The organism is Derxia gummosa DSM 723, from assembly GCF_000482785.1.
GTDB classification, from domain to species: Bacteria; Pseudomonadota; Gammaproteobacteria; order Burkholderiales; family Burkholderiaceae_E; genus Derxia; species Derxia gummosa.
Window position 1 is genome coordinate 49,455 of record NZ_AXWS01000008.1, and the last position, 25,604, is coordinate 75,058.

The window sequence follows — 25,604 nt, forward strand, 5'->3', positions numbered from 1 at the left end:
GGTTCGGAGAAGCACGCTCATGGTGCTGAAACTTCTGGACCGCCTCGAAGAGACGATCATCGCGAGCCTCATGGCGCTCGCGACGCTCGTCATCTTCGTCGCCGTCGTCCATCGCTACCTGTCCACCGTCGAACTGACGCAGGACTTCATGCTGTCCATCAACTTGAGCTGGGCTCAGGAACTGTGCATCTACATGTTCGTGTGGATGGCCAAGTTCGGCGCCGCCTACGGCGTGCGCACCGGCATCCATGTCGGGGTGGACGTGCTCATCAACCGGCTGCCGCCGAAGGGGCGCAACGGCTTCGTGGTGTTCGGGCTGCTGGCGGGCGCGCTGTTCACCGGCATCGTCGGCACGCTGGGCGCGAACTTCGTGTGGCACATGGCCGGCACCGACCAGACCTCGGCCGACATGGAAGTGCCGATGTGGATCGTCTATCTCGCGATCCCGCTCGGCTCCTACCTGATGTGCTTCCGCTTCCTCCAGGTGGCGGTGCAGTTCGTGCGCACCGGCGAGCTGCCGCATCACGACCATTCGCATGTTGAAGGCATCGACGAGGGCGGCGCGGTCGCGTCGCCGATGGGCGCCGAGATTCCGGGCATCGAGGAAGCGCTCGACGCCGGCGAACGCAAGGGGGGCCGCAAGTGAGCGCCGCGATCATCTTCGTGCTGCTGTTCGTGCTGATGCTCACGGGCATGCCGATCAGCATTTCGCTGGGCCTGACGGTCCTGACCTTCCTGTTCACGATGACCCAGGTGCCGATCGAATCGGTCGCGCTCAAGCTTTTCACGGGCATCGAGAAGTTCGAGATCATGGCGATCCCGTTCTTCATCCTCGCCGGCAACTTCCTCACGCATGGCGGAGTGGCCAAACGGATGATCACGTTTGCCTCGTCGATGGTCGGCCACTGGCATGGCGGCCTCGGCCTCGCGGGCGTGCTCGGTTGCGCGCTGTTCGCGGCGGTGTCGGGATCGAGCCCGGCAACGGTGGTGGCGATCGGCTCGATCGTGCTGCCGGCGATGGTGAAGCAGGGCTTCCCCAACCGCTTCGGCGCGGGCGTCATCACCACCTCAGGCGCGCTCGGCATCCTGATTCCGCCGTCGATCGTGATGGTCATGTACTCGGTGTCCACCAACACCTCGGTGGGCGCGCTGTTCATGGCGGGCGTCATCCCCGGCATCCTGCTCGCGACGCTGCTCGGCGCCGTCACCTGGTATCTGGCCTGGAAGAACGGCTATCCGCGCATGCCGAAGGCAAGCTGGGCCGAACGGCTCAAGGCGCTGAAGGATTCGGCCTGGGGCCTGTTCCTGATCGTCGTGGTGATCGGCGGCATCTACAGCGGCAAGTTCACGCCCACCGAGGCGGCGGCGATGGCGGCGGTGTACGCCTTCTTCATCGCGGTATTCGTCTACAAGGACGTGAAGCTCAAGCAGCTCCCCAAGGTGCTGCTCGACTCGGCCAGCATGTCGGCGATGCTGCTCTACATCATCACCAACGCGGTGCTGTTCAGCTTCCTCATGACGAGCGAGAACATTCCGCAGGCGATGGCCGACTGGATGGTGGCGCAAGGCTTCGGCCCGATCGCCTTCCTGCTGGTGGTGAACATCCTGCTGCTGCTCGCGGGCAACGTGATGGAGCCGAGTTCGATCATCCTGATCATGGCGCCCATCCTGTTCCCGGTCGCGATGAAGCTCGGGATCGACCCGGTGCACTTCGGCATCCTGATCGTGGTGAACATGGAAGTGGGCATGTGCCATCCGCCCGTGGGTCTCAACCTGTACGTGGCATCCGGCATCACGAAGATGGGCATCACCGAGCTGACGGTGGCGGTCGCGCCCTGGCTTGTGGCGATGGTCGGCTTCCTGCTTGTCATCACCTACGTGCCGTCGATCACGTTGTTCCTGCCGAAGATGCTCGGCTTCTGAACAAACGGGCCGCTCCGCCAGAGTCCGGCAAGGTGGAGCGGCTAGAATCGACGCCCCCGTTTCCTAACACCAGGCTTACAGAGAAATGTCAGAGACCGATAATTCCAAACAGGCTGCGGACCCGTCCAAGAAGGAACTGCTGCGCAAGGCCGCGCTCGAGTATCACGAGTTTCCGACCCCCGGAAAGATCGCGATCAGCTCGACGAAGGTCGTCGCCAACCAGCGCGATCTGGCGCTTGCGTACTCCCCCGGCGTGGCCTTCGCCTGCGAGGAAATCGTCGAAGACCCGGCCAACGCCGTGCGCTACACCTCGCGCGGCAACCTGGTGGGTGTGATCACCAACGGCACGGCGGTGCTGGGCCTGGGCCCCATCGGCCCGCTGGCCGCCAAGCCGGTGATGGAAGGCAAGGCCGTCCTGTTCAAGAAGTTCGCCAACATCGACGTCTTCGACATCGAGATCGACGAGCGCGACCCGGACAAGCTGGTCGAGATCATCGCCGCGCTCGAACCCACCTTCGGCGGCATCAACCTCGAAGACATCAAGGCGCCGGACTGCTTCGTCGTCGAGCGCAAGCTGCGCGAGCGCATGAAGATTCCCGTCTTCCATGATGACCAGCACGGCACCGCGATCGTCGTGGGCGCGGGCATCCTCAATGCGCTCAAGGTCACGGGCAAGAAGATCGACGAGGTGAAGGTGGTCACCTCGGGCGCGGGCGCGGCGGCGCTGGCCTGCGTGGACCTTCTCGTCGATCTGGGCGTGCCCATCGGCAACATCTGGCTGACCGACCTCGCAGGCGTGGTCTACCAGGGCCGCACCGAGCTCATGGACCCGGACAAGGCCCGCTTTGCCCAGCCGACGCAGCTGCGCACGCTGGCCGAAGTGATCCAGGGCGCCGACGTGTTCCTGGGCCTCTCGGCCGCCGGCGTGCTCAAGCCGCAGATGGTCGCGAGCATGGCTGCGCGCCCGATCATCTTCGCGCTCGCGAACCCGACGCCGGAAATCCTCCCCGAGGAGGTCAAGGCGGTGCGCGACGACGCGCTGATCGCGACCGGTCGCACCGACTATCCGAACCAGGTCAACAACGTTCTCTGCTTTCCGTTCATCTTCCGCGGCGCGCTCGACGCGGGCGCCACCACGGTGACGCGCGAGATGGAGATCGCGGCGGTCGAAGCCGTGGCGCAACTGGCCCAGCAGGAAGCCAGCGATGTGGTCGCGAGCGCCTACGGCGTCGAGAACATGTCCTTCGGCCCGGAGTATCTGATCCCGAAGCCCTTCGACCCGCGCCTCATCACCACGATCGCGCCGGCCGTCGCCAAGGCCGCCGAAGCCTCCGGCGTGGCCACCCGCCCGATCCAGGACTACGAGGCCTACACCGCCCAGCTCCAGCAGTTCGTCTATCACTCCGGCGCGCTGATGCGGCCGATCTTCTCGGCGGCGAAGAAGCTGCCGGCGAAGAGCAAGCGCGTGGTGTTCGCCGAGGCCGAGGAAGAGAACGTGCTGCGCGCGGTGCAAGTCATCGTCGACGAGAAGATCGCGATGCCGGTGCTCATTGGCCGGCCGGCGGTCATCAAGCAGCGCATCGAGCGCTTCGGGTTGCGTCTGCGGTCGGAAATCGACTTCGAGCTCATCAATCCCGAGTACGACGAGCGCTACCGCGAGTACTGGCAGACCTACCACCAGATGACGGAGCGCAAGGGCATCACCGAGCACTACGCCAAGCTGGAAATGCGCCGTCGCCACACGCTGATCGGCAGCATGCTGATCCACAAGGGCGCGGCCGACGCGCTGGTGTGCGGCACCTACGGCACCTTCGACATCCACATGAAGTACATCGACCAGGTCATCGGCAAGCGCCCCGGCGCGACGGTGTACGCGGCGATGAACGGGCTGCTGCTGCCGAACCGCACGGTGTTCCTGGTCGACACTCACGTGAACGTCGATCCGACGGCCGAGCAGCTCGCCGAGATCACGATCATGGCGGCGGAAGAGATGAACCGCCTGGGCGTCGCGCCGAAGGCGGCGCTGCTGTCGCACAGCAACTTCGGCACGCACACCAATGCGTCGTCGGAGAAGGTGCGCAAGGCGCTGGCGATCGTGCGCGAGCAGGCGCCGTGGCTGGAGGTGGATGGCGAGATGCACGGCGACTGCGCGATCGACGAGAGCGTGCGCAAGGCGATCATGCCGCGCTCGACGCTCAACGGTGAGGCGAACCTGCTGGTGCTGCCCAACCTCGACGCGGCCAACATCGCCTACAACCTGCTGAAGACGGCGGCGGGCAACAACGTGGCGATCGGGCCGGTGCTGCTCGGTGCGGCGCGTCCGGTGCACGTGCTGACGCCGAGCGCGACGGTGCGGCGCATCGTCAACATGACGGCGCTCGCCGTCGTGGATGCGAATCGGCGCTGAACGCCGCTGTCGTCGCGCCGACGCAGCCCCGGGATAACGGACCGGTTCGGGCCGACGACGCGTCTGCATCGCCGGCACCGCGCCGACCGATGCTAGGAGGCGGGCTGCAGGCTCGCCGATCAATGTGCAAGGCCACGACTGCCGCGAGGCGTCGTGGCCTTTGTCATGTGCGGCGTCGGTCCGTCGGGGCGGCAGACGCAGGTCATCGACGTCGGTTGCCGCTGTCGCGGCGGACGTGCGCCGCGATCGATGTGGCGCGGTTCAGGGCGTGTTCGCGTAGGCCTTCATGCGCTGGATTTCCGATGCGCCCACGGCGGTGACGCGGGGCGGCGGCGCGTGCTCGGTGCTGCCGGCATGGCCTTCGCCGGCAGCGGCGTGACCGGACGCCGCGCCATGCTCGGGAGTGCCGCCGCGTCGTTCCTGGAGCACGGCGCGCGGGTCGGCCGCGAGGTCGGGCGCATTGGCGACCCTGACCGGCGTATCGCGTGGCAGGTCGGCCTGCTGGCCACTGCGCGAACGTTTCGTGCGCGACTTGCTGTCGTCGGGCGGCGGCGCGGCGTGCTCGGGTTCGGGCGGGGCGGCGGCGGTGGCCGGTGCCGGCACGGGAGGCGGCTTGGGCGGATCGCGCGGGACGACGGGTGCCACGACCTCGATCTTGTTCTTGGTCATGTAGTCGTTCATCTCGCGCCAGCCCTCGAAGATGGCGGCCTTGTTGGCCTTGGCGTTGAGGGTGAAGCAGTCCTCGATCGCGCGGCCCGCGTGGCGGCAGGCCGAGCCGATCGCCTTGCCTTCGGCCTCGATATCGGCCTTGCTGTTGCCGGTGAGGGCGGTCAGCTTGTCGCAACCGGGCAGGAAGAGCGTGAGCGCGAGCGCGCTGGCGACGAGTAGAGGTGGGCGCATGGCGGTGGAGCGGAAAGTGTCTGACCGTTTAACGGCCGTTCCGCCATGCGACTTGAACCGATGCTGCCTTGCGCAGCACCGCTTTGCCCCGCCTGTTCGCGCGATGCGTGGCGCGCGGGGACATGCGATCAGCGTCGGGCCAAACCCCTGCTGATCGCCTGCCTGGCGTTCAGAGCTGGGCCATGCCGCCGACGACCGCGTGCATGCCGTTGTCGACATGCATGATCTCGGCGGTGATGCCGCTCGCGAGGTCGGACAGCATGAAGGCCGTAGCATTGCCGACCTGCTCGATCGTCACGTTGCGGCGCAGCGGCGTGCTCATCTCGTTGAACTTGAGCATCTTGCCGAAGTCGGCGATGCCCGAGGCGGCCAGCGTCTTGATCGGGCCGGCGCTGATGCCGTTGGCGCGGATGCCGCGCGGGCCGAGGCTTTCGGCCAGGTAGCGCACCGAGGCTTCGAGCGAGGCCTTGGCCAGGCCCATGGTGTTGTAGTGCGGCACGACGCGCTCGGCGCCGAGATAGCTCAGCGTGAGGCTGCTCGGCGAGCCGCCTGCCTCGACCGCCTTGAGCAGCAGCGGCAGCGCGGCCTTGGTGAGCGCCGGATAGCTGTAGGCCGAGATGTCGTGGGCGATGCGGAAGCCTTCGCGGCTCAGGCCGTCGAGAAAGTCGCCTGCGATGGCTTCGCGCGGCGCGAAGCCGATCGAATGGACGAGGCCGTCGAGTTGGCTCCAGGCTTCACCGAGGCCGGCGAAGGTGGAGGCGATCTCGTCATCGCTGCCGACATCGCACTGGAACACGAGCGAGCTGCCGAATTCCTTGGCGAAGCCGTCGATGCGGTCCTTGAAACGTTCGCCGACGTAGGTGAAGGCGAGTTCGGCGCCTTCGCGGTGACAGGCCTGGGCAATGCCGTAGGCGATGGAACGGTTGGAAAGCAGACCGGTGATTAGGATCTTCTTGCCGGCGAGAAAGCCCATGCGGTGACTCCGGAAACGCAAAATTGGCCCGGATTCTACCCGGGGAGCTTTCGCCGGCTGCCGCCCGGGTGACTAGGACGTGGCCAGGAGTTCGTCGAGGCGTTCGCGGTAGAGCGCGACGGCCTTGGGACCGCGCTTCTTCTCGACGGCGACCACGAGCTTGTCGAACAGGGTGACGAGTTCGTCGAGCGAATCGGCACGTTCGAGCCGCAGCGTGAGCGGGATGGCGCCGAGCCCGAAGAACTCCGGAATCTGGGCACCGAGAAAGGCGTAGAGCCGGAACTGGCGCGAGGCGTCTGGCGGACAGGCGTAGGCCTTGAACAGTTCGGGCGCGATCGCGGCAGGGCTGCCGGGTTCAGGCTCGGCACGCGAGGGCGTGACCGCGTGCACGGCCTCGCTGGCGAGACTGACGATCTCGAGCAGACCCGCTTCGAGCAGACGCACCAGCGAATGCTGGTTTTCCATGCCGACGAGATCGAGCAGTTCCGCCGCGCGACGACGGCCATCGGCCACGACGAGCAGATTGCGCTCATGGCGCGAGAGGCTTTCGCCACGGCGGCTGATCTCGGCGCGACCGAGTTCGGTCTTGCGCAGCACGGCTTCCATCGTCAGGGTCATTCCGGGTCTCCATTCACCGTCGAATTTGAGAAGTGCGTCGCATGCTAGGGAGTGCTCTTACAGGTGCATGTGCGGAATTTGTCATCGACGACTTGAGTCAGGGTTCAACCCATTCGGGTTTTTCCTGTGCCGGCAATGGCCGGATCGCGCACAAACCCCAGTCGGGCAGAAAGCTCCTCCGACCGGAGGACTTCGACCGGAAGGCCGGCGGGGCAGGCCGGCAGGCGCAGGATGAGGCCCGTGGGCGTGCTGAGGCAGCGCTCGGGCAGGGTGTCTGGATCGGGCGGACCGCCGTCGGCGTCGGCGAGATGGTCGATGAAGACGGCGAGGTCGCGGTCGCTGGCGATGGCGGGCCCGTGCTCGGTCAGGAGCCAGAGGTTGCCAGCGTCGTCGAAGGCGGCACGGTCGAGCCGGTCGACGCGCAGGCGGTTGTGGGTGACGAGGGCCGGCGCGGCGGCTTCCGCGGCATCCGGCTGGGCGAACACGATGAAGGGCGCGGCTTCGAGCGTGACGTAGACGCGCTGCGGTCCGTTCTGGAAGAACCAGGCGCCGTGCTCGTCGCAGGCGTAGTTGCGATCGATGAAGCCGCGCAGCGCCGGGCTGGTGACGGGATCGCCGGGCAGACCGGCGCGTTGGCAGGCCTCGTCGCGCATGCGCCAGCGGCCGCGCCGGTCGAGTGCGAGCCAGCCATGGCAGGCGGGGACATCGGGCCAGCGGGCGAGGGCGGCGAGAACGGCGTCATCCATGGTCAGTGTGGTCGTCAAAGAAGCCGAGGATGCGCGCCGGCAGCCAGTCGAGCCGACCGGGGAAGGCGCCGGTTGCAAAGCCGACGTGTCCGCCTTCGGCCGGCTGTTCGAGCGTGACGACCGCCGACACCTCGGCCGGGCCGGGCAGCGCCTCGGCAGGCAGGAAGGGATCGTTGCGGGCGTTGAGCACGAGCGTCGGCACGACGATGTGGCGCAGCAGCGGCTTGCTGGAGGCGCGGGTCCAGTAGTCGTCGGTGTCGCGGTAGCCGTGCATCGGCGCGGTGTAGAGGTTGTCGAACTCGCGCAGCGTGCGCGCGGCGCGGATCGCGTCGAGGCTGGTGCGCCCGCTCGCGAGCAGCGGATGCGCCGGATGCGCGGCGAGCTTGGCCGCGACCTTGACCCGCAGCGTGCGCAGGAACATGCGCGTGTACACCATCGACAGTCCGCGCGAGATCGCCGCGCCGCCGGCCATGAGGTCGAGCGGCGCCGAGATGCCGGCGGCGGCCGTCACGAAGCGCGCGTCCGCGCCCGATTCGCCCAACCACTTGAGCAGCGCGTTGCCGCCGAGCGAGACACCGGCCGCGTACAGCGGCGCGCCGGCCGCGCGCGCGGCGATGCGGCGCAGCACCCAGCCGACTTCGGCGCTGTCGCCCGAGTGGTAGGCGCGCGCCAGCCGGTTGGGTTCCCCGGAGCAACCCCTGAAATGCGGGATCACGCCGGTCCAGCCGCGTATGCGCAGCGCATGCATGAGGGCGCGTGCGTAATGGCTGCGCGACGAGCCTTCGAGTCCGTGGAACAGCACAACCCAGGGACGGCCGGCTTCGCCGTCGACGAAGTCGACATCGATGAAGTCGCCGTCAGGTCGGCCGTCGGTTTCGGTGTCCCAGCGTTCGCGGCGCAGCGGCGTGGCCGGGCAGCGCGCTAGCAGGGCGGGCAGGATGGTCTGGGCATGGCCGGCGGCGGGGCCGAGCCTGAGCCAGGCTGGCGCGCGATAGCCGGCCATCGGGCGGGCCACGCGCACCTCAGTGCAGCATCGAGGGCCGCAGCGCCGGCATGTCGCCCATCGGCTCCTCGTTCGGACTGGCGTGATGCAGCACGAGACGCCAGCCGCTCGGCGTCTTGAAATAGATGTTGGTGGCGAACACGCGCAGTGGCTGGCCGGTGCGCGGATGCAGCACCGGCATTTCCTCGATGACCGAATGCACCGCGACCAGCATGTTCTGCTGCACGTGGCGACGCGTGACGCGCGCCGTCAGCGGCCCTTGCGAGAGGATTTCCTCGTAGCTCTGGCGGATCGGGTCGATGCCGATCAGACGCGGGCCGTTGGGATGAATGCAGACGATGTCGTCCTCGTCCGACCAGCAGGCCATTGCGGCGGCGAGGTCGGCGCGTTCGAGCGCGTCATACCAGCTCTGCTCGGCGGCTTCGGGCGTGGAGAACAGGGCGGGGTGGAAGTCTTCGTCCATGGCGGGGAGGAGGGCCGCGTCAGGCGCGGCGTCCGTCCGCGCCCTGGCCGGGTGAGGGCGTGGGTTGGGCGGGGGCGGCGCCGAGTCGCGCGGCGAGCTGTTCGTAGACGAGTTCGGGCGTGAGATCGCGCATGCAGCGGAAATGCCCGAGCGGGCATTCGCGCGCGAAGCAGGGGCTGCATTCGATGGGAATGCGCGCGATCGTCGCCTGGGTGTTGTGCGGCGGCGTGTGGCGCGGATCGGTCGAGCCGTAGAGCGCGACCACCGGCACGTCGAGCGCGGCCGCCATGTGCATGAGGCCGGAATCGTTGCTGACCACGGCCTGGAAGCTGCGCATCAGCGCCAGCGCCTCGCGCAGGCTGGTATTGCCGCAAAGGTTGGTCACTTCCACATGGGCCAGCGCCGCGATCTCGGCGGCGACCGGCTTGTCCTTGGGCGAGCCGAGGCAGAAGAAGGCGGCGTCGGGATGGCGTTCGGCCACCAGCTCGGCCAGCCGCGCGAAATGCTCGACCGGCCAGCGCTTGGCCGGGCCGTACTCGGCGCCGGGGCAGAAGCCGATGAGCGGCCGCGCGGTGTGGCGGTCGATGTACTTGGCCTTGGCGATCGCCACATGGGCCGGATCGACGACGAGACGCGGCCGGTCGGCGCCGAACCAGTCGTACTTGCGCTCGAAACCGCCGGCCAGCGCCGCGTAGGTCTCGATCATCGGCGGGCGATGGCCCTTGGGCGGATTGGGCCAGCGCCGGTTGAGGAGGCCCCAGCGGCCTTCGCCCGTGTAGCCGCAGCGCACCGGGATGCGTGCGAGCCAGGGGATGAGCGCCGATTTCCACGAGTTGGGCAGCACCCAGGCATGGGTGAAGGGGCCGTGGGCATCGCCCGCGCGCAGGGCGCGCGCGGTAGCGACGCGCTCCTTCCATTGCAGGCTGCCGTGCAAGAACGAGGTGGTCTGGACGCGATCGACCTCGTTCATCGATTCGTACACCGCCGCGAGGTGCTTGGGCGCGAGCACCTCGATGCGCGCACGCAGGTGCTGGAGCCTCAGCCGCCGGATGAGTGGCTGGGACATGATCGCGTCGCCGATCCAGTTGGGAGCGACGACGAGGATGCGCATTTCGGGTTCCACGCGGCGGAGAGGGCGACGGTGCCGCGCGTCAGTGCGCGTGGACCTTCTCGCCGGCCTTGAGGCGGTAGACCGTACCGCAGTACGGGCACATCGCCTCGCCGGTCTTGGTCACGTCGAGGAACACGCGCGGATGGTGGTTCCACAGCGGCATGGCCGGGTTGGGACAGTAGGCGGGCAGATCCTTGGCCGTCAGTTCGACCGAGGGCAGGGCGGCTTTGGTTTGGGTGTCGCTCATTGTTGGAACCTCGAAGGAAATCAGACCTTGGCAAGCCACTCGGCGTACTTCGGGTTGCGGCCGTTGACCACGTCGAAGAAGGCCGCCTGGAGCTTGGTGGTGACCGGGCCGCGCGAGCCGGCGCCGATGGTGCGGCCGTCAAGCTCGCGGATCGGGGTGACTTCGGCGGCGGTGCCGGTGAAGAAGGCTTCGTCGCCGATGTAGAACTCGTCGCGCGTGATGCGGCGCTCGACCACCTTGATGCCGTGCTCGGCCGCGAGCGTGAAGATGGAGTTGCGGGTGATGCCGTCGAGCGCCCCGCCGGCGAGGTCGGGCGTGTGCAGTTCGCCATCCTTCACCAGGAAGACGTTCTCGCCTGAGCCCTGACAGACGAAGCCCTGCGGATCCATCAGCATCGCCTCGTCGTAGCCCTCGTTCGTCGCTTCCTGGTTCGACAGGATCGAGACCGGGTAGTTGCCGACTGCCTTCGCCTTGCACATCGTCACGTTGGGGTGATGGTGCGTGAACGACGAGGTCTTGACGCGGATGCCGCGCTCCATGCCCTCGGCGCCGAGGTAGGCGCCCCAGGGCCAGGCCGCGACCGCGACGTGGATGGTGTTGGTGCGCGCGCCGATGCCGAGCTTGTCCGAGCCGATCCAGGCGATCGGGCGGATGTAGCAGCTCTCCAGCTTGTTCTCGCGCACGACGGCCTTGGTGGCCTCGGAAATCTGCTCTTCGGTGAAGGGCAGGTTCATCTGGAAGATGCGCGCGCTGTTGAACAGGCGGCGGGTGTGTTCCTTGAGGCGGAAGACGGCGGTGCTGCCGTCGGCCTGCTGGTAGGCGCGGACACCCTCGAATACGCCCATGCCGTAGTGCAGGGTGTGAGTGAGGACGTGGATCTTGGCGTCGCGCCAGTCAACCATCTTCCCGTCCATCCAGATCACGCCGTCACGGTCGGCCATGGACACCATTCGAATGCTCCTGTCAGGGGTTGCGGCCCGCGCGCGGCGCGCGGGCGGAAAAGCGCAGATTCTAGCGAAGCCCTTGCCCGAGCCGCCTCATCGGGATAATGCGGCCGGCGCCGCGACTGTGTGGCGCCTTCGGAAAGGTTGAAATGGGTTTCTGGAAAGACGCGCGCGGCGAAGCCTTCCGGCGCGGTTTCGCCGATCTGATGCCGGCTGCGACGGGCGTGCTCGCCTGGGGGCTGGTGACAGGCGTGGCGATGGTGCAGGCGGGACTCGGACTCGCGGGCGCGCTCGGCATGACCTTCACTGTGTACGCGGGCTCGGCGCAGCTGGCGGCGCTGCCGCTGATCGCGAGCGGTTCGCCGGTGTGGCTCATCGTCGCGACGGCGCTGGTCGTGAACCTGCGCTTCGTCATCTACGCGCTGGCGCTGCGGCGCGATTTTGCCGGCGTGAGCGTGGCGCGGCGGCTCTGGTACGGCTATCTGATGGGCGACATCGGCTTCGTGATCTACATGCGGCGGCGCGAGCAGCCGGGGCCGTTCGAGCACCGGCATGCCTATTTCATGGGCGGCGCGGTGTGCAACTGGCTGTTCTGGCAGCTCGGCAGCGTGGCGGGCATCGTCGCGGCGGGCTGGATTCCGCTCGACTGGGGGCTGGATCTCGCGGGCACGCTGGCGCTGCTCGGGCTGCTGGTGCCGATGTGCGCCGCGCGGCCGGTGCTGGCCGGGGCGATCGCGTCGGCGGTGGTGGCGATCGTGGCGCATGCGCTGCCGCTGCGGCTGGGGCTGGCGGCGGGGACGGTGGCGGGCATCGTGGTGGCGATGCTCGTGGGCGCGAACGCGGGCGGCGATGCCGGGCCCGCCGCGCGGAACTGAGGGTATGAAATTGCAGCGGATGAATCAGGCGGCCAGGCGGCCGGCGCGGGGCTGAGCGCATGGATCAGCTCGAACTCTGGCTCGCGATGGCGGGCCTCACTTTCGCCACCGTCGCGACGCGCGCGGGCCTGCTCGTCTTCCACCGGCTGTCGCCGGGCTCGACCGTGGAGCGCGCGCTGCGCTATGCGCCGGCCTGCGCGCTGGCGGCCATCGTCGGGCCGGAACTGGTGTTTTCGCACGGCGTGGTGGAGCCGGGGCATTACAAGCTCTGGGCCGGCGCGGCGGCGACCGCGGGCTTTCTGGTGACGCGCAACCTGTTCGCGACGCTCGCGATCGGGATGGCGGTGTTCACGGCGCTGCGGCTGGTGGGGTGGTCGTGATGGCTGCGATGGCGTTCCGGGCCGCGAGCGGCAACGGTCAATGGGCGCGCCGCGCGCCGGCCGTCCAGGCAGCATTGATGTTCAAGTTCAACAGGAGTGCTTCATGAGCGCCGTCCAGCAGGCCCGCGCCATCCTCAAGTCGGTGTTCGGCTATTCGTCCTTCCGCGGGCGGCAGGAGGAGGTGGTCAGCCATGCGATCGAGGGCGGCGATGCGCTCGTGCTCATGCCCACCGGCGCCGGCAAGAGCCTGTGCTACCAGGTGCCGGCGCTGGCGCGCGAAGGTGTGGCGGTGGTGGTGTCGCCGCTGATCGCGCTGATGCAGGACCAGGTCGCGGCGTTGCGCGAGGCCGGCGTGGCGGCGGCCTATCTCAACTCGACGCTCGACGCCGCCGAGGCCCGCAACATCGAGCGCGACGCGCGCAGCGGCCGGCTCAAGCTGCTGTACATGGCGCCCGAGCGCGTGATGACCGAGCGCGGCACCGGCCTGCTCGATGCCATCGCCGACGGGCCGGGCATCGCGCTGTTCGCCATCGACGAGGCGCATTGCGTCTCGCAATGGGGCCACGACTTCCGCCCGGAATACCTCCAGCTCTCGCTGCTGCACGACCGCTATCCGCACGTGCCGCGCATGGCGCTGACCGCCACGGCCGACGAGCTCACGCGCCATGAAATCGCCGAGCGCCTTGGTCTCGCCGACGCGCCGATGTTCATCAGCAGCTTCGACCGGCCCAACATCCGCTATCGCATCGCCGACAAGACCGACGCCCGCGCCCAGCTGCTCGACTTCGTCCGCAACGAGCATCCGGGCGACGCCGGCATCGTCTATTGCCTGTCGCGCAAGAAGGTGGAGGAGACCGCCGAGTTTCTGGAGCAGAAGGGCATCAACGCGCGGCCCTACCACGCGGGGCTGGACGCCGCGACGCGCGCCCGCAACCAGGACGACTTCATCCGCGAGGACGGCCTCGTCATCGTCGCGACCATCGCCTTCGGCATGGGCATCGACAAGCCCGACGTGCGCTTCGTCGCCCACCTCGACCTGCCCAAGAGCATCGAGGGCTACTACCAGGAAACCGGCCGCGCCGGCCGCGACGGCGAGGCCTCCGATGCCTTCATGGTGTACGGCCTGCAGGACGTGGTGCAGCAGCGCCGGATGATCGACGAGTCCGAGGCCGGCGAGGACTACAAGCGTGTGTCGAGCGCCAAGCTCGACGCGGTGCTCGGCCTGTGCGAGACCACCGACTGCCGCCGCGCCCGCCTGCTCGACTACTTCGGCGAGAAATACCTCGGCGCCGTGGCCGGCCACGGCTGCGCCAACTGCGACAACTGCCTGAGCCCGCCCGAGATGTGGGACGGCACCGAGGCGGCGCAGAAGATCCTGTCGTGCATCTTCCGCGTCGAGAAGATGAGCGGCCATGCCTTCGGCGCGCAGCACATCATCGATGTGCTGCGCGGCAAGCACACCGCCAAGATCGCCCAGAGCGGCCACGACAAGGTCAGCACCTACGGCATCGGCGCCGAACTCGACGACAACGCCTGGCGCGCCGTGCTGCGCCAGCTCGTCATGAACCGCCAGGTCGAGATCGACCATGCGCGCTACGGCGTGCTGCGGCTCGGTCCCGAGGCGCGCGCCGTGCTCAAGGGCGAGCAGCGCGTGATGCTGCGCAAGCTGCGCGAGAAGGCCGCCGCCCGCAAGGCGCGTTCGGCCGGCACGAGCGCGGCGGCGGTCGAGCTGTCCGAGCGCGACCGGCCGCTGTTCGAGGCGCTGCGCGGCTGGCGCGCCGGCATTGCGCGCGAACGCGGCCTGCCCGCGTACACGGTCTTCCACGACGCCACGCTGCGCGACATCGCGATGCGCCGGCCCGGCTCGCTCGACGACCTCGCCTGCATCGGCGGCGTGGGCGCGCGCAAGCTGGAGGCTTACGGCGCGGACATCCTGCGCGTGGTACTGAGCGAGGACTGACGGTCGTCCGCAGGCCGCACTGGCGCGCAGGCGAATCCCGCCTTTCGTGCGGTTTTCGCGCCCGCGCGTCCGTTGATCGCGCATCCGCGGCCGTCCGGCTTCGTTGCGTTGCAGCAATGGCGGGCGGGCGTCGGTAACATGCGCCGCCCCCATTCCCCTTACGCCCGATGTCCGCCGTTCCGCCCCGTCCGTTCCTGTCGCAAGCGCTCGCCCGTGTCGGCGACTGGTGCGGACTCGACCGCGCGGGACTGATGCATGGCCTGCGGCTGTTCCTCGCGGCCTGGATCGCCTTCGGCATCGCGGCGGTGCTGGAGGTTCCGAACGCCTACTGGGCGGCGATGCCGGTGTGGGTCGTGGCCCAGCCGCTGCGCGGACTGCTGTTCGAGCGCGGCGTGTTCCGCGTGCTCGGCACGCTGCTGGGCGCGGCGCTCGGCATCGCCATCCTCGCGCTGCCGACCGGGCCATGGATCGCCTTCGCGCTGCTGGGCGCGGTGGTTGGCGCGAGCGCGCTTACCGTGCACACGCTGCGCGGCCTCGGTGCCTATGGCGCACTGCTCACCGGCATGACGGCGGCGGTCGTGGTGCTGCCGACCGTGCTCGTGCCGAGCCACACGCTCGATCTGGCGCTGGCCCGCGTCGAATGCACGCTGATCGGCGTGGTGGTGGTGACGATCGTGACCGGCCTGTTCACGCCCGAGGCGGCACGCGACGACTTCTACCGCCGCGTGCGCCGGCTCTGCGCCGATGTCGCCGCGCATGCGGCCCGCGTGGCCGGCGCAGCGCCGGCCGAGGCGAGTGGTGCCGCCACGCCGGTCGAGTCCGATCTGCTCGCCCGCCTCGCCGACATCGACGCCAATGCGCGGCTGTTCGCGGCCGGCTCGGCGCGCGGCTACCGCCGCCTGCATTACGTCGAGGCGCTGACCGCCGCCGCGCTCGGCCTGCTCGCGGCCAGCCGCGCCCTCGGCGAGCGGCGCGCGCGCGGCGAAGCCGTGCCGGCCGATCTGCCCGACGCACTGCGACGCGTGGCGGCGCGGCTCGGCGCGCGGTCCGTTCCCGGCGCCGCCGCGGACGAGACCGCGCCCAGCGACGGCGCCGACCCCGACCGCGCGCCGACGACTGGCCGGAGCGCGATCGCCGCGCACGCCGCCCTTGGCGATGACGCCCGGACGCGCGCCGCCCCCGTCGCGCGATCGAGCTGGCACCTGCCCGCGCCGGCACCCGCCGACCCCTTGCGCGAGCGCTTCGACGCCACCGCGATCCAGCTCGTCGCTGCCGAGGACGCGCTGTTCGCCGAGGCCGACGACGGTGGTCCGCGCAGCTTCGGCCCGCGCGCGCTGCGCATCGCCGCCCACCGCGACTGGTCGCGCGGCCGGCGCGCGGCATTCGTGTCGGGCCTCGCCACCTTCGCCGCCGCCTGCGCCGCGTTCGCCTCGGGCTGGCCGGCCGGCGAGCTGTGCGCGCTCGGCGTGTGCATCTTCTCGATGGTGCTCGGCAGCCTGCCCGAGCCGCGTCGCATCGCCCGCGTCATGTTCCCGGGCGTGCTCGCGGGCGTGGTGGTGGCGATCGGCTACCGCTTCGGCGTGCAGCCAATCATCGGCGGCACGGCGGCGCTGCTGCTCACGCTCGCGCCCTTCTTGCTCGCGGGCGGGCTGGCGCGCGCGAGCCGCCGCTTCGCGCTGCCTGCGCTCGACGCCAACATGTGCTTCCTGCTCGCGAGCCAGGCCGGCATGCCGGCCGCCGGCGCGGCCGAGATCCTCGAAGGCGGCGCGGCGCTGGTGCTGGCCGCCGCGCTCGTCTGCGGCGGCTTTCTGCTGCTGCCGGGCGCCGGCGAGCGCGACGCCGACCGTGCCGCGCGCCATCTCGGCCGCGACCTGCTGCGCCTGCTGCCGCGCCTGCGCCCAGGCACCGACGCCGGCGACTGGGGCGCGCGCGCCACGCGTCAGGTGCTGAGGCTGGCGCTGCATCTGGCGCGCGCCCGGCCGGCGCCGCTCGCGCTGCTCGGCGCGCTTAACCTCGGCCACGCCATCGTCGGCCTGCGCGCGATCGCGGCCGACGCCGACATGGACCCGCTCGCGCGCCAGCAGGCGGCGCGCGCGCTGTCGGAGCTGCGCGGTCTCGCCGGTCGGCCGGACGAGGTCGCCGCGATGCTGCGCGCCATCGCCGACAGCCACCGGCTCACGCCCGCCACGCCGCTGCTGCTCGACGGCGCCGCCGCCCTGGCCGAGGCGGCGCCGGTGGTGACGCGGCGCGGCTGACGGCCGTCCGCCATCGGCCCGCGCCAGCCCGAAAGCCTGCGTCGGGCAAGATGCGCCCGCGCCGCCGCCGGCGGCCGTCGTCCCGCATCCACGATTCACCCGAGCCCATGTTCAAGCCCCTCGCCGTCGCCCTACTTGCCCTGCCGCTGCTCGTCGCCTGCGGCGAACCCGAGGACACGCATCCCGGCCAGCCCGTCACCCATCGCCGCCAGGCCTTCCGCGAACTGCTCAAGACCTCCGAGCCGATCGGCGTGATGCTGCGCACCAAGGCCTACGACGCGACCAAGTACCAGCAGCTGCTGGCCGACTTCATGGCGAAGCGCGAGGCGCCCTGGCAGTACTTCGGCGCCGACACCCTCTATCCGCCCAGCCGCGCCAGGCCCGAGATCTGGAGCCAGCCCGAAGCCTTCGAGGCCGCGAAGAAGGAATTTCTGGACGCGAGCTGGGAACTGAGCCAGCTCGGCGCCGACCCCGGCCGCGACCGCGCGCTCGCCGCCTACCGCAAGGTCGAGGACACCTGCGAGCGCTGCCACACGGCGTTCAAGAACAAGTAAGAGGCGCGCCGGCCGGCTGCATGGCCGGCATGCGCGGGGCGGGCGGCGCGCCCGGCCCACCGCCGCGCTCAGCCCGCGTCGAGCACCGCGAGGATGCGGTCGAGCAGACGCGGCATCTCCGCCGGGCTGTCGAGAAAGAAGCGCGCGCCGGTGGCGGCCTCGTCATGCCCGACCTTGATCGTGAGCCAGTGCGGCTCGGCGGCGGCGAACACCGGCTCGTCGTTCAGGTCGTCACCCGCGAACAGCGCCGCGCCGGCGCCGGTCGCGCGCACCAGTGCATGCACCGCACTGGCCTTGTCGGGCGCGTCGGCGGCGACGAGGTTGAACACCAGCTTGCCGCCGAAGCTGCGCAGCTCCGGTCCGGTGCGCGCCAGCAGCGATTCGATCTCGATGCGCGCCCGGTCGCGGTCGCGCGCGAGCCGGTAGTGCAGGGCGAGCGACTGGCCCTTGTCCTCCACGCTCACGCCGGCGGCGGCCAGCGCCGCGCCCTGGGCGGCCAGCAGGTCGCGCGCGCCGTCGAGGGCACGGCTCAGGCGCTCGGCGGCGGCCGGATCGCCGAGGTTCTCGGCGCCGTGGTTGCCGACGATGCAGCCGGGCTCGAAGCCAAGCCGGTCGCGCACGTCGGCGAGCTGGCGGCCGGTCACGACCGCGACCGGCCAGCGCTCGGTCAGCCGCGCGAGCCGGCGCGACACGGCGGGCGCAACGCGCGCGTCTTCCGGCCGCGCCACGATCGGCGCGAGCGTGCCGTCGAAATCGAAGGCGAGCAGGGGTTGCAGGCGGAGCAGGTCGGCGAGCGCGGCCTCGCCTTCGGGGGAAAAGAGATGCTTCATCGTCGTTGGCCTTGGCCGGCCGCGCGGCCCGGGCGCCGGGACGGCGGCCCGTCGGCACGCTTGCCGGAGCGGGTTGGATGAGCCGACGGTAGCGCCGGCCCGCGCCCGGCGCCTGTGACGGTCGGTTTCGTTACATGCCGTGCGGGTGCAGCATGAGGGCGTCATCGTCACGCCCGCCGCGCCGGCCATGCTGCCGCCGACCGCCGACCGCCGACCGCCGACCGCCGACCGCCGACCGCCGACCGCCGACCGCCGCCGCCGCCGCCGCCGTCAGCCCGTCCCCTCATCCCCAGGAGCCGCGTCATGTCCGCCCAAGTCTTCGTCTGGTACGAACTGCTCACCACCGACACCGCCGCCGCCGCGGCCTTCTACGGCCGCGTGCTCGGCTGGACCGCCACCCCGTCGGCGCTGACCGATGTGGACTACACCCACCTGTCGGTCGGCGAGCATGCGGTCGCCGGCCTCATGCGGCTGCCCGCCGAGGCCGCCGCGCTCGGCGCGCGACCGTGCTGGATGGGCCACCTCGGCACGCCCGACATCGACGCCGCCGTCGCCCGCCTAGTCGCGGCCGGCGGCAAGGTGTGGCGCCCGGCCTGGGACATCCCCGAGGTCGGCCGGCTCGCCGTCGTGGCCGACCCCCAGGGCGCGGCCTATTCGCTCTACCAGCCCGCGCCCGCCTGCGCCGACAGCGCGCCGCTGCCGCCGATGACGCCCGGCAGCATCGGCTGGCGCGAGCTGCAGGCGGTGGACGGCCCGTCCGCCTTCGACTTCTACGCCGCGCAGTACGGCTGGACGCGCGGCGAGGCCATCGACATGGGGCCGATGGGCGTCTACCAGCTGTTCGAGGTCGACGGCCTCGCCCTGGGTGGCGTCATGACCAAGCCGGCCCACCTGCCGATCCCGTTCTGGCTGTTCTACTTCGCGGTCGCCGACATCGACGCCGCCGTCACCGCGCTCCGCGAGGCGGGCGGCACGCTGCTCAACGGCCCGATGCCCGTGCCCGGCGGCGCCTGGATCGTGCAGGCGCTGGATCCGCAGGGCGTGCTGTTCGCGCTCGTGGGCATGCGCGCTGCCGGCTGAGCGCTGCCGCCTGGACCCGGCCCCCGGGCAAACCCCGTCCGTCGTCCGATTGCGGCCGGCGGGCGGCGCGCGGAACATCGCCCGACGCGCGCCATCCGGGCGCGCGACCGCATCAGGGAGGGCGCATGCGAAGGCGCATCCTCATCATCGACGACGACCCGATCGTCCGGCGCGTGCTCGCCGCACAGGTCGAGGCTCTCGGTCACGCGGCCGAGGCCGCACCCGACGGCGTGAGCGGCCTGGACGCCTGCAAGCGCTTCCAGCCCGATCTCGTGCTGTGCGACCTCTACATGCCCGGCCTCGACGGCTACGGCGTGATCGCCCGGCTCGCGCACGACCATCCTGAACTGCCCGTCATCGTCGTGAGCGGCGTGGGCGACATCGCCGACGCGGTGCGCGCCCTGCGCCACGGTGCCTGGGACTACGTCACCAAGCCGCTGCCCGAGCCGGCCGTGCTCGCCCACGCCATCGACGGCGCGGTCGAACGCGCCCGACTGCGCGCCGAGAACCAGCGGGTACGCGAGCATCTGGAGACCGCCAACCGCCAGCTCGAAGCCAGCCTGCGCGCGCTGGAGGACGACGAGAACGCCGGCCGCCACATCCAGTTCACGCTGCTGCCGCGCGAGCGCCTCGTCATCGACGGCTATGAATGCTCGTGGCACCTCGTGACCTCGGCCATCCTCAGCGGCGACTTCGTCGACTACTTCGCCATCGACGAGCGGCGCTTCGGCTTCTACATCGCCGACGTGTCGGGACATGGCGTGTCGTCGGCCTTCGTGACCGTGCTGCTCAAGAGCCAGATGGCGCGCCTGGCCGAGCGCCACCGGCTCTACGGCGACGACACGCTGCTCGACCCCGCCGCCACGCTCGCCCATCTCAACCGCGAGATCGTCGAGGGCCGCCACGGCAAGTACCTGACGATGTTCTACGGCGTGGTCGATTCGGCCGCCGGCGAACTCACCTACGCCAACGGTGGCCAGTTCCCGTTCCCGCTCGCCTTCGACGGCAGCGAGGTGCGCGAGATCGGCGGCAAGAGTCCGCCCGTGGGGCTGTTCAGGGGGCGCAGCTGGCGCAACCAGCGCTTGCCGCTCACGCCGGTGTTCGCGCTGTCGATGTTTTCCGACGGCATCCTCGAAACCCTGCCCGAGCCCGACCTCACGTCCAAGCGCGACCACCTGCGCGCCTGCGCCAGCCATGCCGACACCGACGCCCACGGCATCGCCGACGCGCTCCATCTCGTTACCGATCGTGCGCCGCCCGACGACGTGAGCATCCTTGCGCTGCGGCGGCTGGAGCCGGCATGAGCGCCGCGCGCGCGGTTGCCGCCGACGCGGGCCGCGCGGGCAGGGTCGCGCGCCCGTCGCCGCCTCCGATAGCCCGTCCGGGCCGCTCATCCGTCCCGGTCTTGCAAAGGTTTGCAACATGAACGCCACCAGCATCGCTTCGACCCGCGTCGCCACCAGTCTCACGCATGCGCGCGAGGGAGGCACGGTCGTCATCCGCCTCGCGGGCGATCTGCGCCACACCCACGGCCGCGCCTTCGACCGCTTCATCGACACGCTGCTGGCCGACGCCGGCGTGACGCGCGTGATCGTCGACCTCGGCGCGGCGACCGGCATCGACAGCACGATGCTCGGCCTGCTCGCGCGGCTCGCGTCGGAGCTGGAGGCGCGCGACGGCCGCAAGCCGCTGCTGGTCTCACCCGACGCCGACATCAACGCGCTGCTCGAAAGCATCTGCCTCGACGAATGCTTCCTGCGCTGCGACGGCTCGCCGGCCGCCCCGGATGCCGCCGCGCCCATCCCCGCGCCCGACGACGAGGCCGATGCCGAGACCGCACGCGTCATCCTCGAAGCCCACCGCACGCTCGGCCGCATGAACGCGGCCAACCGCGAGATGTTCCGCAGCGTGGTCGAGGCGCTGGAGCAGGAGCTGGGGCGGGGCTGACGCGCCCCGCCCGACACGCGACCTGGCCGCGCGCAGGCGGCGTTCAGGGCATCCGCGGCCGGAGCATCGCCGGCGTGGTCCGGGCGCGGTTCAGATCTCGTCGAGCAGATGCCGCCGGCCGCGCGGCCGGCCGTTGACAGCGCCGCTCGCGGGATCGTCTTCCGCTGCCTCGTCACCGCTCGTGGTGTCGCCGATGTCGGCCTCGGCGGGATGGGCAGGGTGGACGGCGGATTCGGCGGTGGCCGTCGTGGTCAGGGGAGGCGCGCCGAGGTCGCCGGGGAAGGCGAGGTCGTCGGTGGTGGCGAGCTTGGCGATGACAGCGGCCGGCGGCGTGCCGTCCTCAGGCGCGGCGTCAGCGGGGAGAGTGGAGCCGACGTCCGGCGTGCCGATGATCGCCGTGCCCGAATCGGACACATCGGCAGCGGTGACCACCAGATCGTCGCCCTGCGGCGCGGTTGCGTTCCAGGCCGCTTCCTGGCTGGCCACCTCCGGGTCCGCCGCATTCCGATCAGGCGCATCGCCGCCCGCCGCGTCGGCGATGGCGGCGTCGGCCAGCGCGGCGACCGCGTCGGCGGTCCGGTCACCCGTGGCGGTGACGGTGGCAGCCAGGCCCGCGAGCCTGCCGGCCGTCGCGCCGCGCCCGCGCCGTGCCAGGCCCGGCGTCATCGCGTCGATGAGATCGACCAGATCGCCCACCGCCGCGTGATGCGCCATGTGGCCGACGCCGGGCAGCAGCAGCAGCCGGCTCTGCGGCAACTCGCGGTGCAGCCGCACGGTCTGCGCCTGGGGATCGATCAGGCCGTCTTCGGCGCCGGCCACGAGCGTCACCGGCAGGATCAGTTCGGGCAGCCGCGACGACAGCTGGCCCGCCGCCGCGACCATGCCGCTGCCGTCCTCGGCCACCGCGCGCAGCTGCGACGGCCGCAGCATCAGCTCGCGCGCCACCGGCCCGTAGAAATGGTCGGGCACCGGCAGAGGCGCGAACATCGCCGCCATCGTCCCGCCCAGCCCGGCACGCGCCGCCAGCGGTGACACCGTGTAGCGCAGCACGTCGCCGATCAGGGGCAGGGCGGTCGGCAGGGTGAGCGCGGCGTCGAGGCGCGGCGTCGGGTAGTAGTAGCCGGACACCAGCACCAGCCCGCCCACCTCGGCCTGATGGTCGAGCGCCATCGACAGCGCCACCAGCGCGCCGAGCGAATGTCCGACGACGAGCGGTTGCTCCAGGCCGAGCGCCCGGCAGGCGCGCATCAGCAGTTCGGCCTGCGCCTGCATGCTCCAGACACGGTCGCGCGGCCGCTCGCTGTGGCCGAAACCCGGACGGTCGAAGGCGATCACCCGGTGGTCGCGGCACAGCCGGCTCACGAGACCGCTGGCGATGAAGTCCTGCAGCAGCACCGTGTTGCCGTGGAGCAGCACCACGGCCGGCCCGCTGCCGCGCTCCACGTAGTGCAGCTTCACGCCGTCGATGTCGATGAAGTCGCCGATCGGCGGGTTCTCGCGTTCGGCGCGGCGCGCGCGCGCGCCGACCCACAGCGCGGTGGCCGCCGCAGCGAGTGCGCCGCCGACGAGGGCAGGATGGCGCGCGGCAAAGCCGGGACGCCCGGCGTCGGCGGGCGCCGACGGAGGTGCTGAAGAAGACGGGGGCAGGGCGCGACGGCTCATGGGCAGGCTCCGGTGGGCGGCGCGGCGCGCCGGAGCGGGCGCCGCGCATCGTCATGAGGCCGGCGGCAAGGCACGTGCCGCCGGGACTGCTCAGGCAAGGCTGGCAGCCGGAGCACGGGCGGCGGGTAGCAATTGCATTCGGCACGTAACCGGGCATGCGCGCGGGGCATGCGCGGCCACCGGCCGTGCCCGGTTCAGCCGAGTTCGCCGATATCTGGCTGATGCCCGGCGCTGGTGCTAATGACGAGGCAACCGGCGATCTGGGCCGCCGCATGCTCGTAGGAATGGATCATGTCGAAGGGATTGCCGGCCTTCTGGAGCGCGGCAATGGTCTGGTCCACCCGCGCCGCGAACAGCGCGATCAGCTGGCGGGTGTCGGGCTGGCAGTCGGCGATGGCGCGCGTGAAATCGGTGAGCGCTTTCCGCCGGGCGATCGGGTCATCGGGGATTTGCTGCATTTCGCTGCCAGTCCTTGTTCTTGTGAGGATTGATGGCGATCAACAAATCACATGCCAGTGTCGTCATGACACAACGGTGAATGCTCGCGGGACAGGGTGTTGCAGTGCGGGACGCATTTGTCGCCGGAGGGCGGCGCCGGCCGGCGCCCGCAAGCCGGTGCGCGTGCCTCAGGCCTTCACAAAGCGCAGCGTGAAGCGGTCGCTTTCGCCGATGGCCGCGTACTTCGCACGGTCGGTTTCGCCGAGGCGGAAGGTGGGCGGCAGGGTCCAGACGCCAGCCGGATGGTCCTTGCCGTCGCGCGGATTGGCGTTGATCTCGGAGCGCGCTGCGAGCCTCAGCCCGGCGGCTTCGGCCAGCGCGATGACGTCGGCCTCGCGCACATAGCCGGCCGCGAGCGCCGCCTCGGCCGAGGCGCCGGGCGCGGCGCGGTGATCCTCGATGCCGAACACGCCGCCCGGCCGCAGCGCCGCCGCGATCGCGCGCAAGGCGCTCTCGCCGCGCCCGGCCACGATCCAGTTGTGCAGATTGCGAAAGCTCAGCACCGCGTCGGCGCTGCCGGGCGCGACGAAGGCCGGATCGAGCGCGTCGAACTGCGCGAGCTCCACCCGGCCGAAGCGCGCCGGGTCGGCCGCGAGCTTCGCCTCGAAGGCCGGCCGGGCGCGCGCGAAGTTCTCGCCCGGGAATTCGGCCGGCGGCAACGCGGCGATGTAGCGCCCGCGCGGCGCGAGCCAGGGCGCGAGGATTTCGGTCCACCACATGCCGCCGCCGGGCCAGAGTTCGACCACGGTCTGGTCGGCGCGCAGGCCGAAGAAGGCCAGCGTCTGCGCCGGATGGCGCGCGCCGTCGCGGGCGCGGTTGGCGGGGGTGCGCAGCGGCGAGTCGATCGCGGCCTGGAGCGCGGGGTCGATGGCGGCGGCATCGGGCGTGACGCCGGCATCGCCCGTCGTACCGGTCGTGGCGCAGCCGCCGAGCCCAAGGCCGGCCAGTCCGCCCGCCGTCAAGGCCGCGCCCGCGCCGCCGGTCGTCATCGCGCTGCCGAGGCCGGCGACCACGCCGCGCGCCGCCATGCCGCCGAGCGCGCCGGCCGCCGTCGCGAGCCATGCCCGTCTTGCCGCGCCATCGCGCCGATCGCCGCTTTCCATGCTGTCTCCCGTGTCCGCATTGCCGCCGCGCCGATGCCGCCGACGCGCCGCCTCGTTTCCGTCCGACAGGCGCCCCCGCCGCAACCTGACGCGGCGGGCGCGCCGTCCCGCCCAGCATGGAAGCACGCCGTGAGCTTGCGGCGGAACCGCCCATGGCCAGCGTGACGCCGCGACCGTGCGCAGCCAGCATCGAGGAGACTGTCCATGTTTGCCCACAACAAGCGCCTGCAATACACGGTCCGCGTGAGCGAGACCAACCCCGGCCTCGCCAATCTGCTGCTCGAACAGTTCGGCGGGCCGCAGGGCGAACTGGCCGCCGCCTGCCGCTACTTCACCCAGGCGCTCGCCGAGGACGATCCGGGCCGCAAGGACATGCTGCTCGACATCGCGACCGAGGAGCTGAGCCACCTCGAAGTGATCGGCAGCATGGTCGCGATGCTCAACAAGGGCGCCAAGGGCGAGCTGGCCGAGGCCACGTCGAGCGAGGCCGAGCTGTACCGGAAGATCCACGGCGCCGGCAACGACAGCCACACGACGCAGGTGCTCTACGGCGCCGGTGCGCCGCTCATCAACTCGGCCGGCGTGCCCTGGACCTCGGCCTACATCGACACCATCGGCGAACCCACGGCCGACCTGCGCTCGAACATCGCCGCCGAGGCGCGCGCCAAGATCATCTACGAGCGCCTCATCAATCTCACCGACGACCCCGGCGTGAAGGAAGCCCTCGGCTTCCTGATGACGCGCGAGATCGCGCACCAGAAGTCCTTCGAGAAGGCGCTGTACGCGATCGAGCCCAACTTCCCGCCCGGCAAGCTGCCCGGCGACGAGCGCTTCACGAGCGTCTATTTCAAGATGAGTCAGGGCGAAGGCATGCGCGAAGGCCCGTGGAACCGCGACGACCAGTGGAACGTCGTGCGCGAGCGCGAACGGCAGGCGGCGGTGGACGGCGGCGACGGCCTGCCGGCGGTCAAGCTGGACGCCGAGGAAATGGCCAATGTCGAGCAGCTCGCCGCGCGCACGCAATCCGACCCCGCCTCCGACCCGGTGACGGGCGCCGAGCTGGGCGCGACCGGCGTCGAGGCCGCCGACCCGGCGACCATCACCACGCCCAAGTCCATCGCCTGA

25 protein-coding genes are annotated in these 25,604 nt (G+C 70.7%); 12 read left to right on the top strand and 13 right to left on the bottom strand.

What is annotated here, in order from left to right; translation table 11 throughout:
- The first annotated feature begins 25 nt into the window (after positions 1 to 25).
- From H566_RS23370 to H566_RS0106505, 3 genes are all read left to right on the top strand, one after another.
- Positions 26 to 646 carry a TRAP transporter small permease gene (locus H566_RS23370; RefSeq protein WP_211238066.1) on the top strand — a complete coding sequence of 207 codons (621 nt, stop codon included), beginning with the start codon at positions 26 to 28 and terminating at the stop codon, positions 644 to 646.
- A complete protein-coding gene (locus tag H566_RS0106500) occupies positions 643 to 1,923 on the top strand; it encodes a TRAP transporter large permease (protein WP_028310806.1) in 1,281 nt (426 codons plus the stop codon). The genes H566_RS23370 and H566_RS0106500 overlap by 4 nt, the downstream gene beginning before the upstream one ends.
- Before the next feature lie 85 nt (positions 1,924 to 2,008).
- A complete protein-coding gene (locus H566_RS0106505; RefSeq protein WP_051378246.1) occupies positions 2,009 to 4,330 on the top strand; it encodes an NADP-dependent malic enzyme in 2,322 nt (773 codons plus the stop codon).
- Positions 4,331 to 4,591: 261 nt separating this feature from the next.
- Here the strand turns inward: H566_RS0106505 and H566_RS30480 are convergent, their stop codons facing one another.
- The 9 genes from H566_RS30480 to H566_RS0106550 all read right to left on the bottom strand — a co-directional run bounded on the left by H566_RS30480 (position 4,592) and on the right by H566_RS0106550 (position 11,338).
- Entirely contained in the window at positions 4,592 to 5,230 is a 639-nt protein-coding gene (locus tag H566_RS30480; RefSeq protein WP_342668669.1) for a hypothetical protein, read from the bottom strand.
- Positions 5,231 to 5,399: 169 nt separating this feature from the next.
- Entirely contained in the window at positions 5,400 to 6,203 is an 804-nt protein-coding gene (gene fabI / locus H566_RS0106515) for an enoyl-ACP reductase FabI (protein ID WP_028310808.1), read from the bottom strand.
- A gap of 72 nt (positions 6,204 to 6,275) precedes the next feature.
- On the bottom strand, positions 6,276 to 6,821 hold the full coding sequence (locus H566_RS0106520) for a hypothetical protein (protein WP_028310809.1): 546 nt from the start codon (positions 6,819 to 6,821) through the stop codon (positions 6,276 to 6,278).
- Between the two features lie 104 nt (positions 6,822 to 6,925).
- Positions 6,926 to 7,567 (bottom strand): DUF2946 family protein, encoded by a 642-nt coding sequence (locus H566_RS28085; protein ID WP_028310810.1) that lies wholly within the window; start codon positions 7,565 to 7,567, stop codon positions 6,926 to 6,928.
- Positions 7,560 to 8,570: a YheT family hydrolase gene (locus H566_RS0106530; protein ID WP_051378570.1), complete on the bottom strand. Its 1,011-nt coding sequence runs from the start codon at positions 8,568 to 8,570 to the stop codon at positions 7,560 to 7,562. The genes H566_RS28085 and H566_RS0106530 overlap by 8 nt, the downstream gene beginning before the upstream one ends.
- A gap of 19 nt (positions 8,571 to 8,589) precedes the next feature.
- Positions 8,590 to 9,033, bottom strand: a complete 444-nt coding sequence (locus H566_RS0106535) for a YybH family protein (RefSeq protein ID WP_028310812.1) — start codon at positions 9,031 to 9,033, stop codon at positions 8,590 to 8,592.
- 19 nt (positions 9,034 to 9,052) lie between these two features.
- Positions 9,053 to 10,144: a lipopolysaccharide heptosyltransferase II gene (waaF, locus tag H566_RS23380; protein ID WP_084544845.1), complete on the bottom strand. Its 1,092-nt coding sequence runs from the start codon at positions 10,142 to 10,144 to the stop codon at positions 9,053 to 9,055.
- 40 nt (positions 10,145 to 10,184) lie between these two features.
- Positions 10,185 to 10,391, bottom strand: coding sequence for a zinc-finger domain-containing protein (locus tag H566_RS0106545; protein ID WP_028310813.1), 207 nt, complete (start codon positions 10,389 to 10,391; stop codon positions 10,185 to 10,187).
- Between the two features lie 20 nt (positions 10,392 to 10,411).
- Positions 10,412 to 11,338, bottom strand: a complete 927-nt coding sequence (locus H566_RS0106550; protein WP_028310814.1) for a branched-chain amino acid transaminase — start codon at positions 11,336 to 11,338, stop codon at positions 10,412 to 10,414.
- A 146-nt stretch (positions 11,339 to 11,484) separates the two neighbouring features.
- Here H566_RS0106550 and H566_RS0106555 point away from each other — a divergent pair, with 146 nt between their 5' ends.
- From H566_RS0106555 to H566_RS0106575, 5 genes are all read left to right on the top strand, one after another.
- Positions 11,485 to 12,210, top strand: a complete 726-nt coding sequence (locus H566_RS0106555) for an AzlC family ABC transporter permease (RefSeq protein WP_028310815.1) — start codon at positions 11,485 to 11,487, stop codon at positions 12,208 to 12,210.
- A 59-nt stretch (positions 12,211 to 12,269) separates the two neighbouring features.
- The gene (locus tag H566_RS0106560) at positions 12,270 to 12,590 is read left to right on the top strand and encodes an AzlD domain-containing protein (protein WP_028310816.1); all 321 of its coding nucleotides are present in this window, start codon (positions 12,270 to 12,272) and stop codon (positions 12,588 to 12,590) included.
- 103 nt (positions 12,591 to 12,693) lie between these two features.
- Complete coding sequence (gene recQ, locus H566_RS0106565; RefSeq protein WP_028310817.1) at positions 12,694 to 14,550, top strand: DNA helicase RecQ; 1,857 nt, start codon at positions 12,694 to 12,696, stop codon at positions 14,548 to 14,550.
- Between the two features lie 167 nt (positions 14,551 to 14,717).
- The gene (locus H566_RS0106570) at positions 14,718 to 16,805 is read left to right on the top strand and encodes an FUSC family protein (protein ID WP_028310818.1); all 2,088 of its coding nucleotides are present in this window, start codon (positions 14,718 to 14,720) and stop codon (positions 16,803 to 16,805) included.
- Between the two features lie 107 nt (positions 16,806 to 16,912).
- The gene (locus H566_RS0106575) at positions 16,913 to 17,359 is read left to right on the top strand and encodes a c-type cytochrome (protein ID WP_028310819.1); all 447 of its coding nucleotides are present in this window, start codon (positions 16,913 to 16,915) and stop codon (positions 17,357 to 17,359) included.
- A gap of 68 nt (positions 17,360 to 17,427) precedes the next feature.
- On the opposite strand, the gene otsB is transcribed toward H566_RS0106575, so the two are convergent.
- Complete coding sequence (gene otsB / locus H566_RS0106580) at positions 17,428 to 18,189, bottom strand: trehalose-phosphatase (RefSeq protein WP_028310820.1); 762 nt, start codon at positions 18,187 to 18,189, stop codon at positions 17,428 to 17,430.
- Between the two features lie 303 nt (positions 18,190 to 18,492).
- Here otsB and H566_RS0106585 point away from each other — a divergent pair, with 303 nt between their 5' ends.
- The 3 genes from H566_RS0106585 (at position 18,493) to H566_RS0106595 (ending at position 21,216) form a co-directional block, all read left to right on the top strand.
- The gene (locus H566_RS0106585; protein ID WP_028310821.1) at positions 18,493 to 19,269 is read left to right on the top strand and encodes a VOC family protein; all 777 of its coding nucleotides are present in this window, start codon (positions 18,493 to 18,495) and stop codon (positions 19,267 to 19,269) included.
- A gap of 125 nt (positions 19,270 to 19,394) precedes the next feature.
- Complete coding sequence (locus tag H566_RS23385) at positions 19,395 to 20,573, top strand: PP2C family protein-serine/threonine phosphatase (RefSeq protein ID WP_051378249.1); 1,179 nt, start codon at positions 19,395 to 19,397, stop codon at positions 20,571 to 20,573.
- 118 nt (positions 20,574 to 20,691) lie between these two features.
- A complete protein-coding gene (locus H566_RS0106595; protein ID WP_028310822.1) occupies positions 20,692 to 21,216 on the top strand; it encodes an STAS domain-containing protein in 525 nt (174 codons plus the stop codon).
- Positions 21,217 to 21,306: 90 nt separating this feature from the next.
- Here the strand turns inward: H566_RS0106595 and H566_RS28090 are convergent, their stop codons facing one another.
- The 3 genes from H566_RS28090 to H566_RS23395 form a co-directional block, all read right to left on the bottom strand.
- On the bottom strand, positions 21,307 to 22,878 hold the full coding sequence (locus H566_RS28090; protein WP_084544848.1) for an alpha/beta fold hydrolase: 1,572 nt from the start codon (positions 22,876 to 22,878) through the stop codon (positions 21,307 to 21,309).
- Positions 22,879 to 23,072: 194 nt separating this feature from the next.
- Positions 23,073 to 23,336, bottom strand: coding sequence for a hypothetical protein (locus H566_RS0106605; protein ID WP_028310823.1), 264 nt, complete (start codon positions 23,334 to 23,336; stop codon positions 23,073 to 23,075).
- A 168-nt stretch (positions 23,337 to 23,504) separates the two neighbouring features.
- Positions 23,505 to 24,479, bottom strand: coding sequence for a class I SAM-dependent methyltransferase (locus H566_RS23395; RefSeq protein WP_084544849.1), 975 nt, complete (start codon positions 24,477 to 24,479; stop codon positions 23,505 to 23,507).
- Positions 24,480 to 24,683: 204 nt separating this feature from the next.
- On the opposite strand from H566_RS23395, the gene H566_RS23400 reads away from it, so the two are divergent.
- Entirely contained in the window at positions 24,684 to 25,604 is a 921-nt protein-coding gene (locus H566_RS23400; RefSeq protein WP_051378251.1) for a manganese catalase family protein, read from the top strand.

Bases quoted from the DNA above. Each gene is read 5' to 3' on its own strand.
- H566_RS0106505 (WP_051378246.1), top strand. From the start codon at position 2,009: ATGTCAGAGACCGATAATTCCAAACAGGCTGCGGACCCGTCCAAGAAG.
- H566_RS30480 (WP_342668669.1), bottom strand. From the start codon at position 5,230: ATGCGCCCACCTCTACTCGTCGCCAGCGCGCTCGCGCTCACGCTCTTC.
- fabI (WP_028310808.1), bottom strand. From the start codon at position 6,203: ATGGGCTTTCTCGCCGGCAAGAAGATCCTAATCACCGGTCTGCTTTCC.
- H566_RS0106520 (WP_028310809.1), bottom strand. From the start codon at position 6,821: ATGACCCTGACGATGGAAGCCGTGCTGCGCAAGACCGAACTCGGTCGC.
- H566_RS28085 (WP_028310810.1), bottom strand. From the start codon at position 7,567: ATGGATGACGCCGTTCTCGCCGCCCTCGCCCGCTGGCCCGATGTCCCC.
- H566_RS0106530 (WP_051378570.1), bottom strand. From the start codon at position 8,570: ATGGCCGGCTATCGCGCGCCAGCCTGGCTCAGGCTCGGCCCCGCCGCC.
- H566_RS0106535 (WP_028310812.1), bottom strand. From the start codon at position 9,033: ATGGACGAAGACTTCCACCCCGCCCTGTTCTCCACGCCCGAAGCCGCC.
- waaF (WP_084544845.1), bottom strand. From the start codon at position 10,144: ATGCGCATCCTCGTCGTCGCTCCCAACTGGATCGGCGACGCGATCATG.
- H566_RS0106545 (WP_028310813.1), bottom strand. From the start codon at position 10,391: ATGAGCGACACCCAAACCAAAGCCGCCCTGCCCTCGGTCGAACTGACG.
- H566_RS0106555 (WP_028310815.1), top strand. From the start codon at position 11,485: ATGGGTTTCTGGAAAGACGCGCGCGGCGAAGCCTTCCGGCGCGGTTTC.
- H566_RS0106560 (WP_028310816.1), top strand. From the start codon at position 12,270: ATGGATCAGCTCGAACTCTGGCTCGCGATGGCGGGCCTCACTTTCGCC.
- recQ (WP_028310817.1), top strand. From the start codon at position 12,694: ATGAGCGCCGTCCAGCAGGCCCGCGCCATCCTCAAGTCGGTGTTCGGC.
- H566_RS0106570 (WP_028310818.1), top strand. From the start codon at position 14,718: ATGTCCGCCGTTCCGCCCCGTCCGTTCCTGTCGCAAGCGCTCGCCCGT.
- H566_RS0106575 (WP_028310819.1), top strand. From the start codon at position 16,913: ATGTTCAAGCCCCTCGCCGTCGCCCTACTTGCCCTGCCGCTGCTCGTC.
- otsB (WP_028310820.1), bottom strand. From the start codon at position 18,189: ATGAAGCATCTCTTTTCCCCCGAAGGCGAGGCCGCGCTCGCCGACCTG.
- H566_RS0106585 (WP_028310821.1), top strand. From the start codon at position 18,493: ATGTCCGCCCAAGTCTTCGTCTGGTACGAACTGCTCACCACCGACACC.
- H566_RS23385 (WP_051378249.1), top strand. From the start codon at position 19,395: ATGCGAAGGCGCATCCTCATCATCGACGACGACCCGATCGTCCGGCGC.
- H566_RS0106595 (WP_028310822.1), top strand. From the start codon at position 20,692: ATGAACGCCACCAGCATCGCTTCGACCCGCGTCGCCACCAGTCTCACG.
- H566_RS28090 (WP_084544848.1), bottom strand. From the start codon at position 22,878: ATGAGCCGTCGCGCCCTGCCCCCGTCTTCTTCAGCACCTCCGTCGGCG.
- H566_RS0106605 (WP_028310823.1), bottom strand. From the start codon at position 23,336: ATGCAGCAAATCCCCGATGACCCGATCGCCCGGCGGAAAGCGCTCACC.
- H566_RS23395 (WP_084544849.1), bottom strand. From the start codon at position 24,479: ATGGAAAGCGGCGATCGGCGCGATGGCGCGGCAAGACGGGCATGGCTC.
- H566_RS23400 (WP_051378251.1), top strand. From the start codon at position 24,684: ATGTTTGCCCACAACAAGCGCCTGCAATACACGGTCCGCGTGAGCGAG.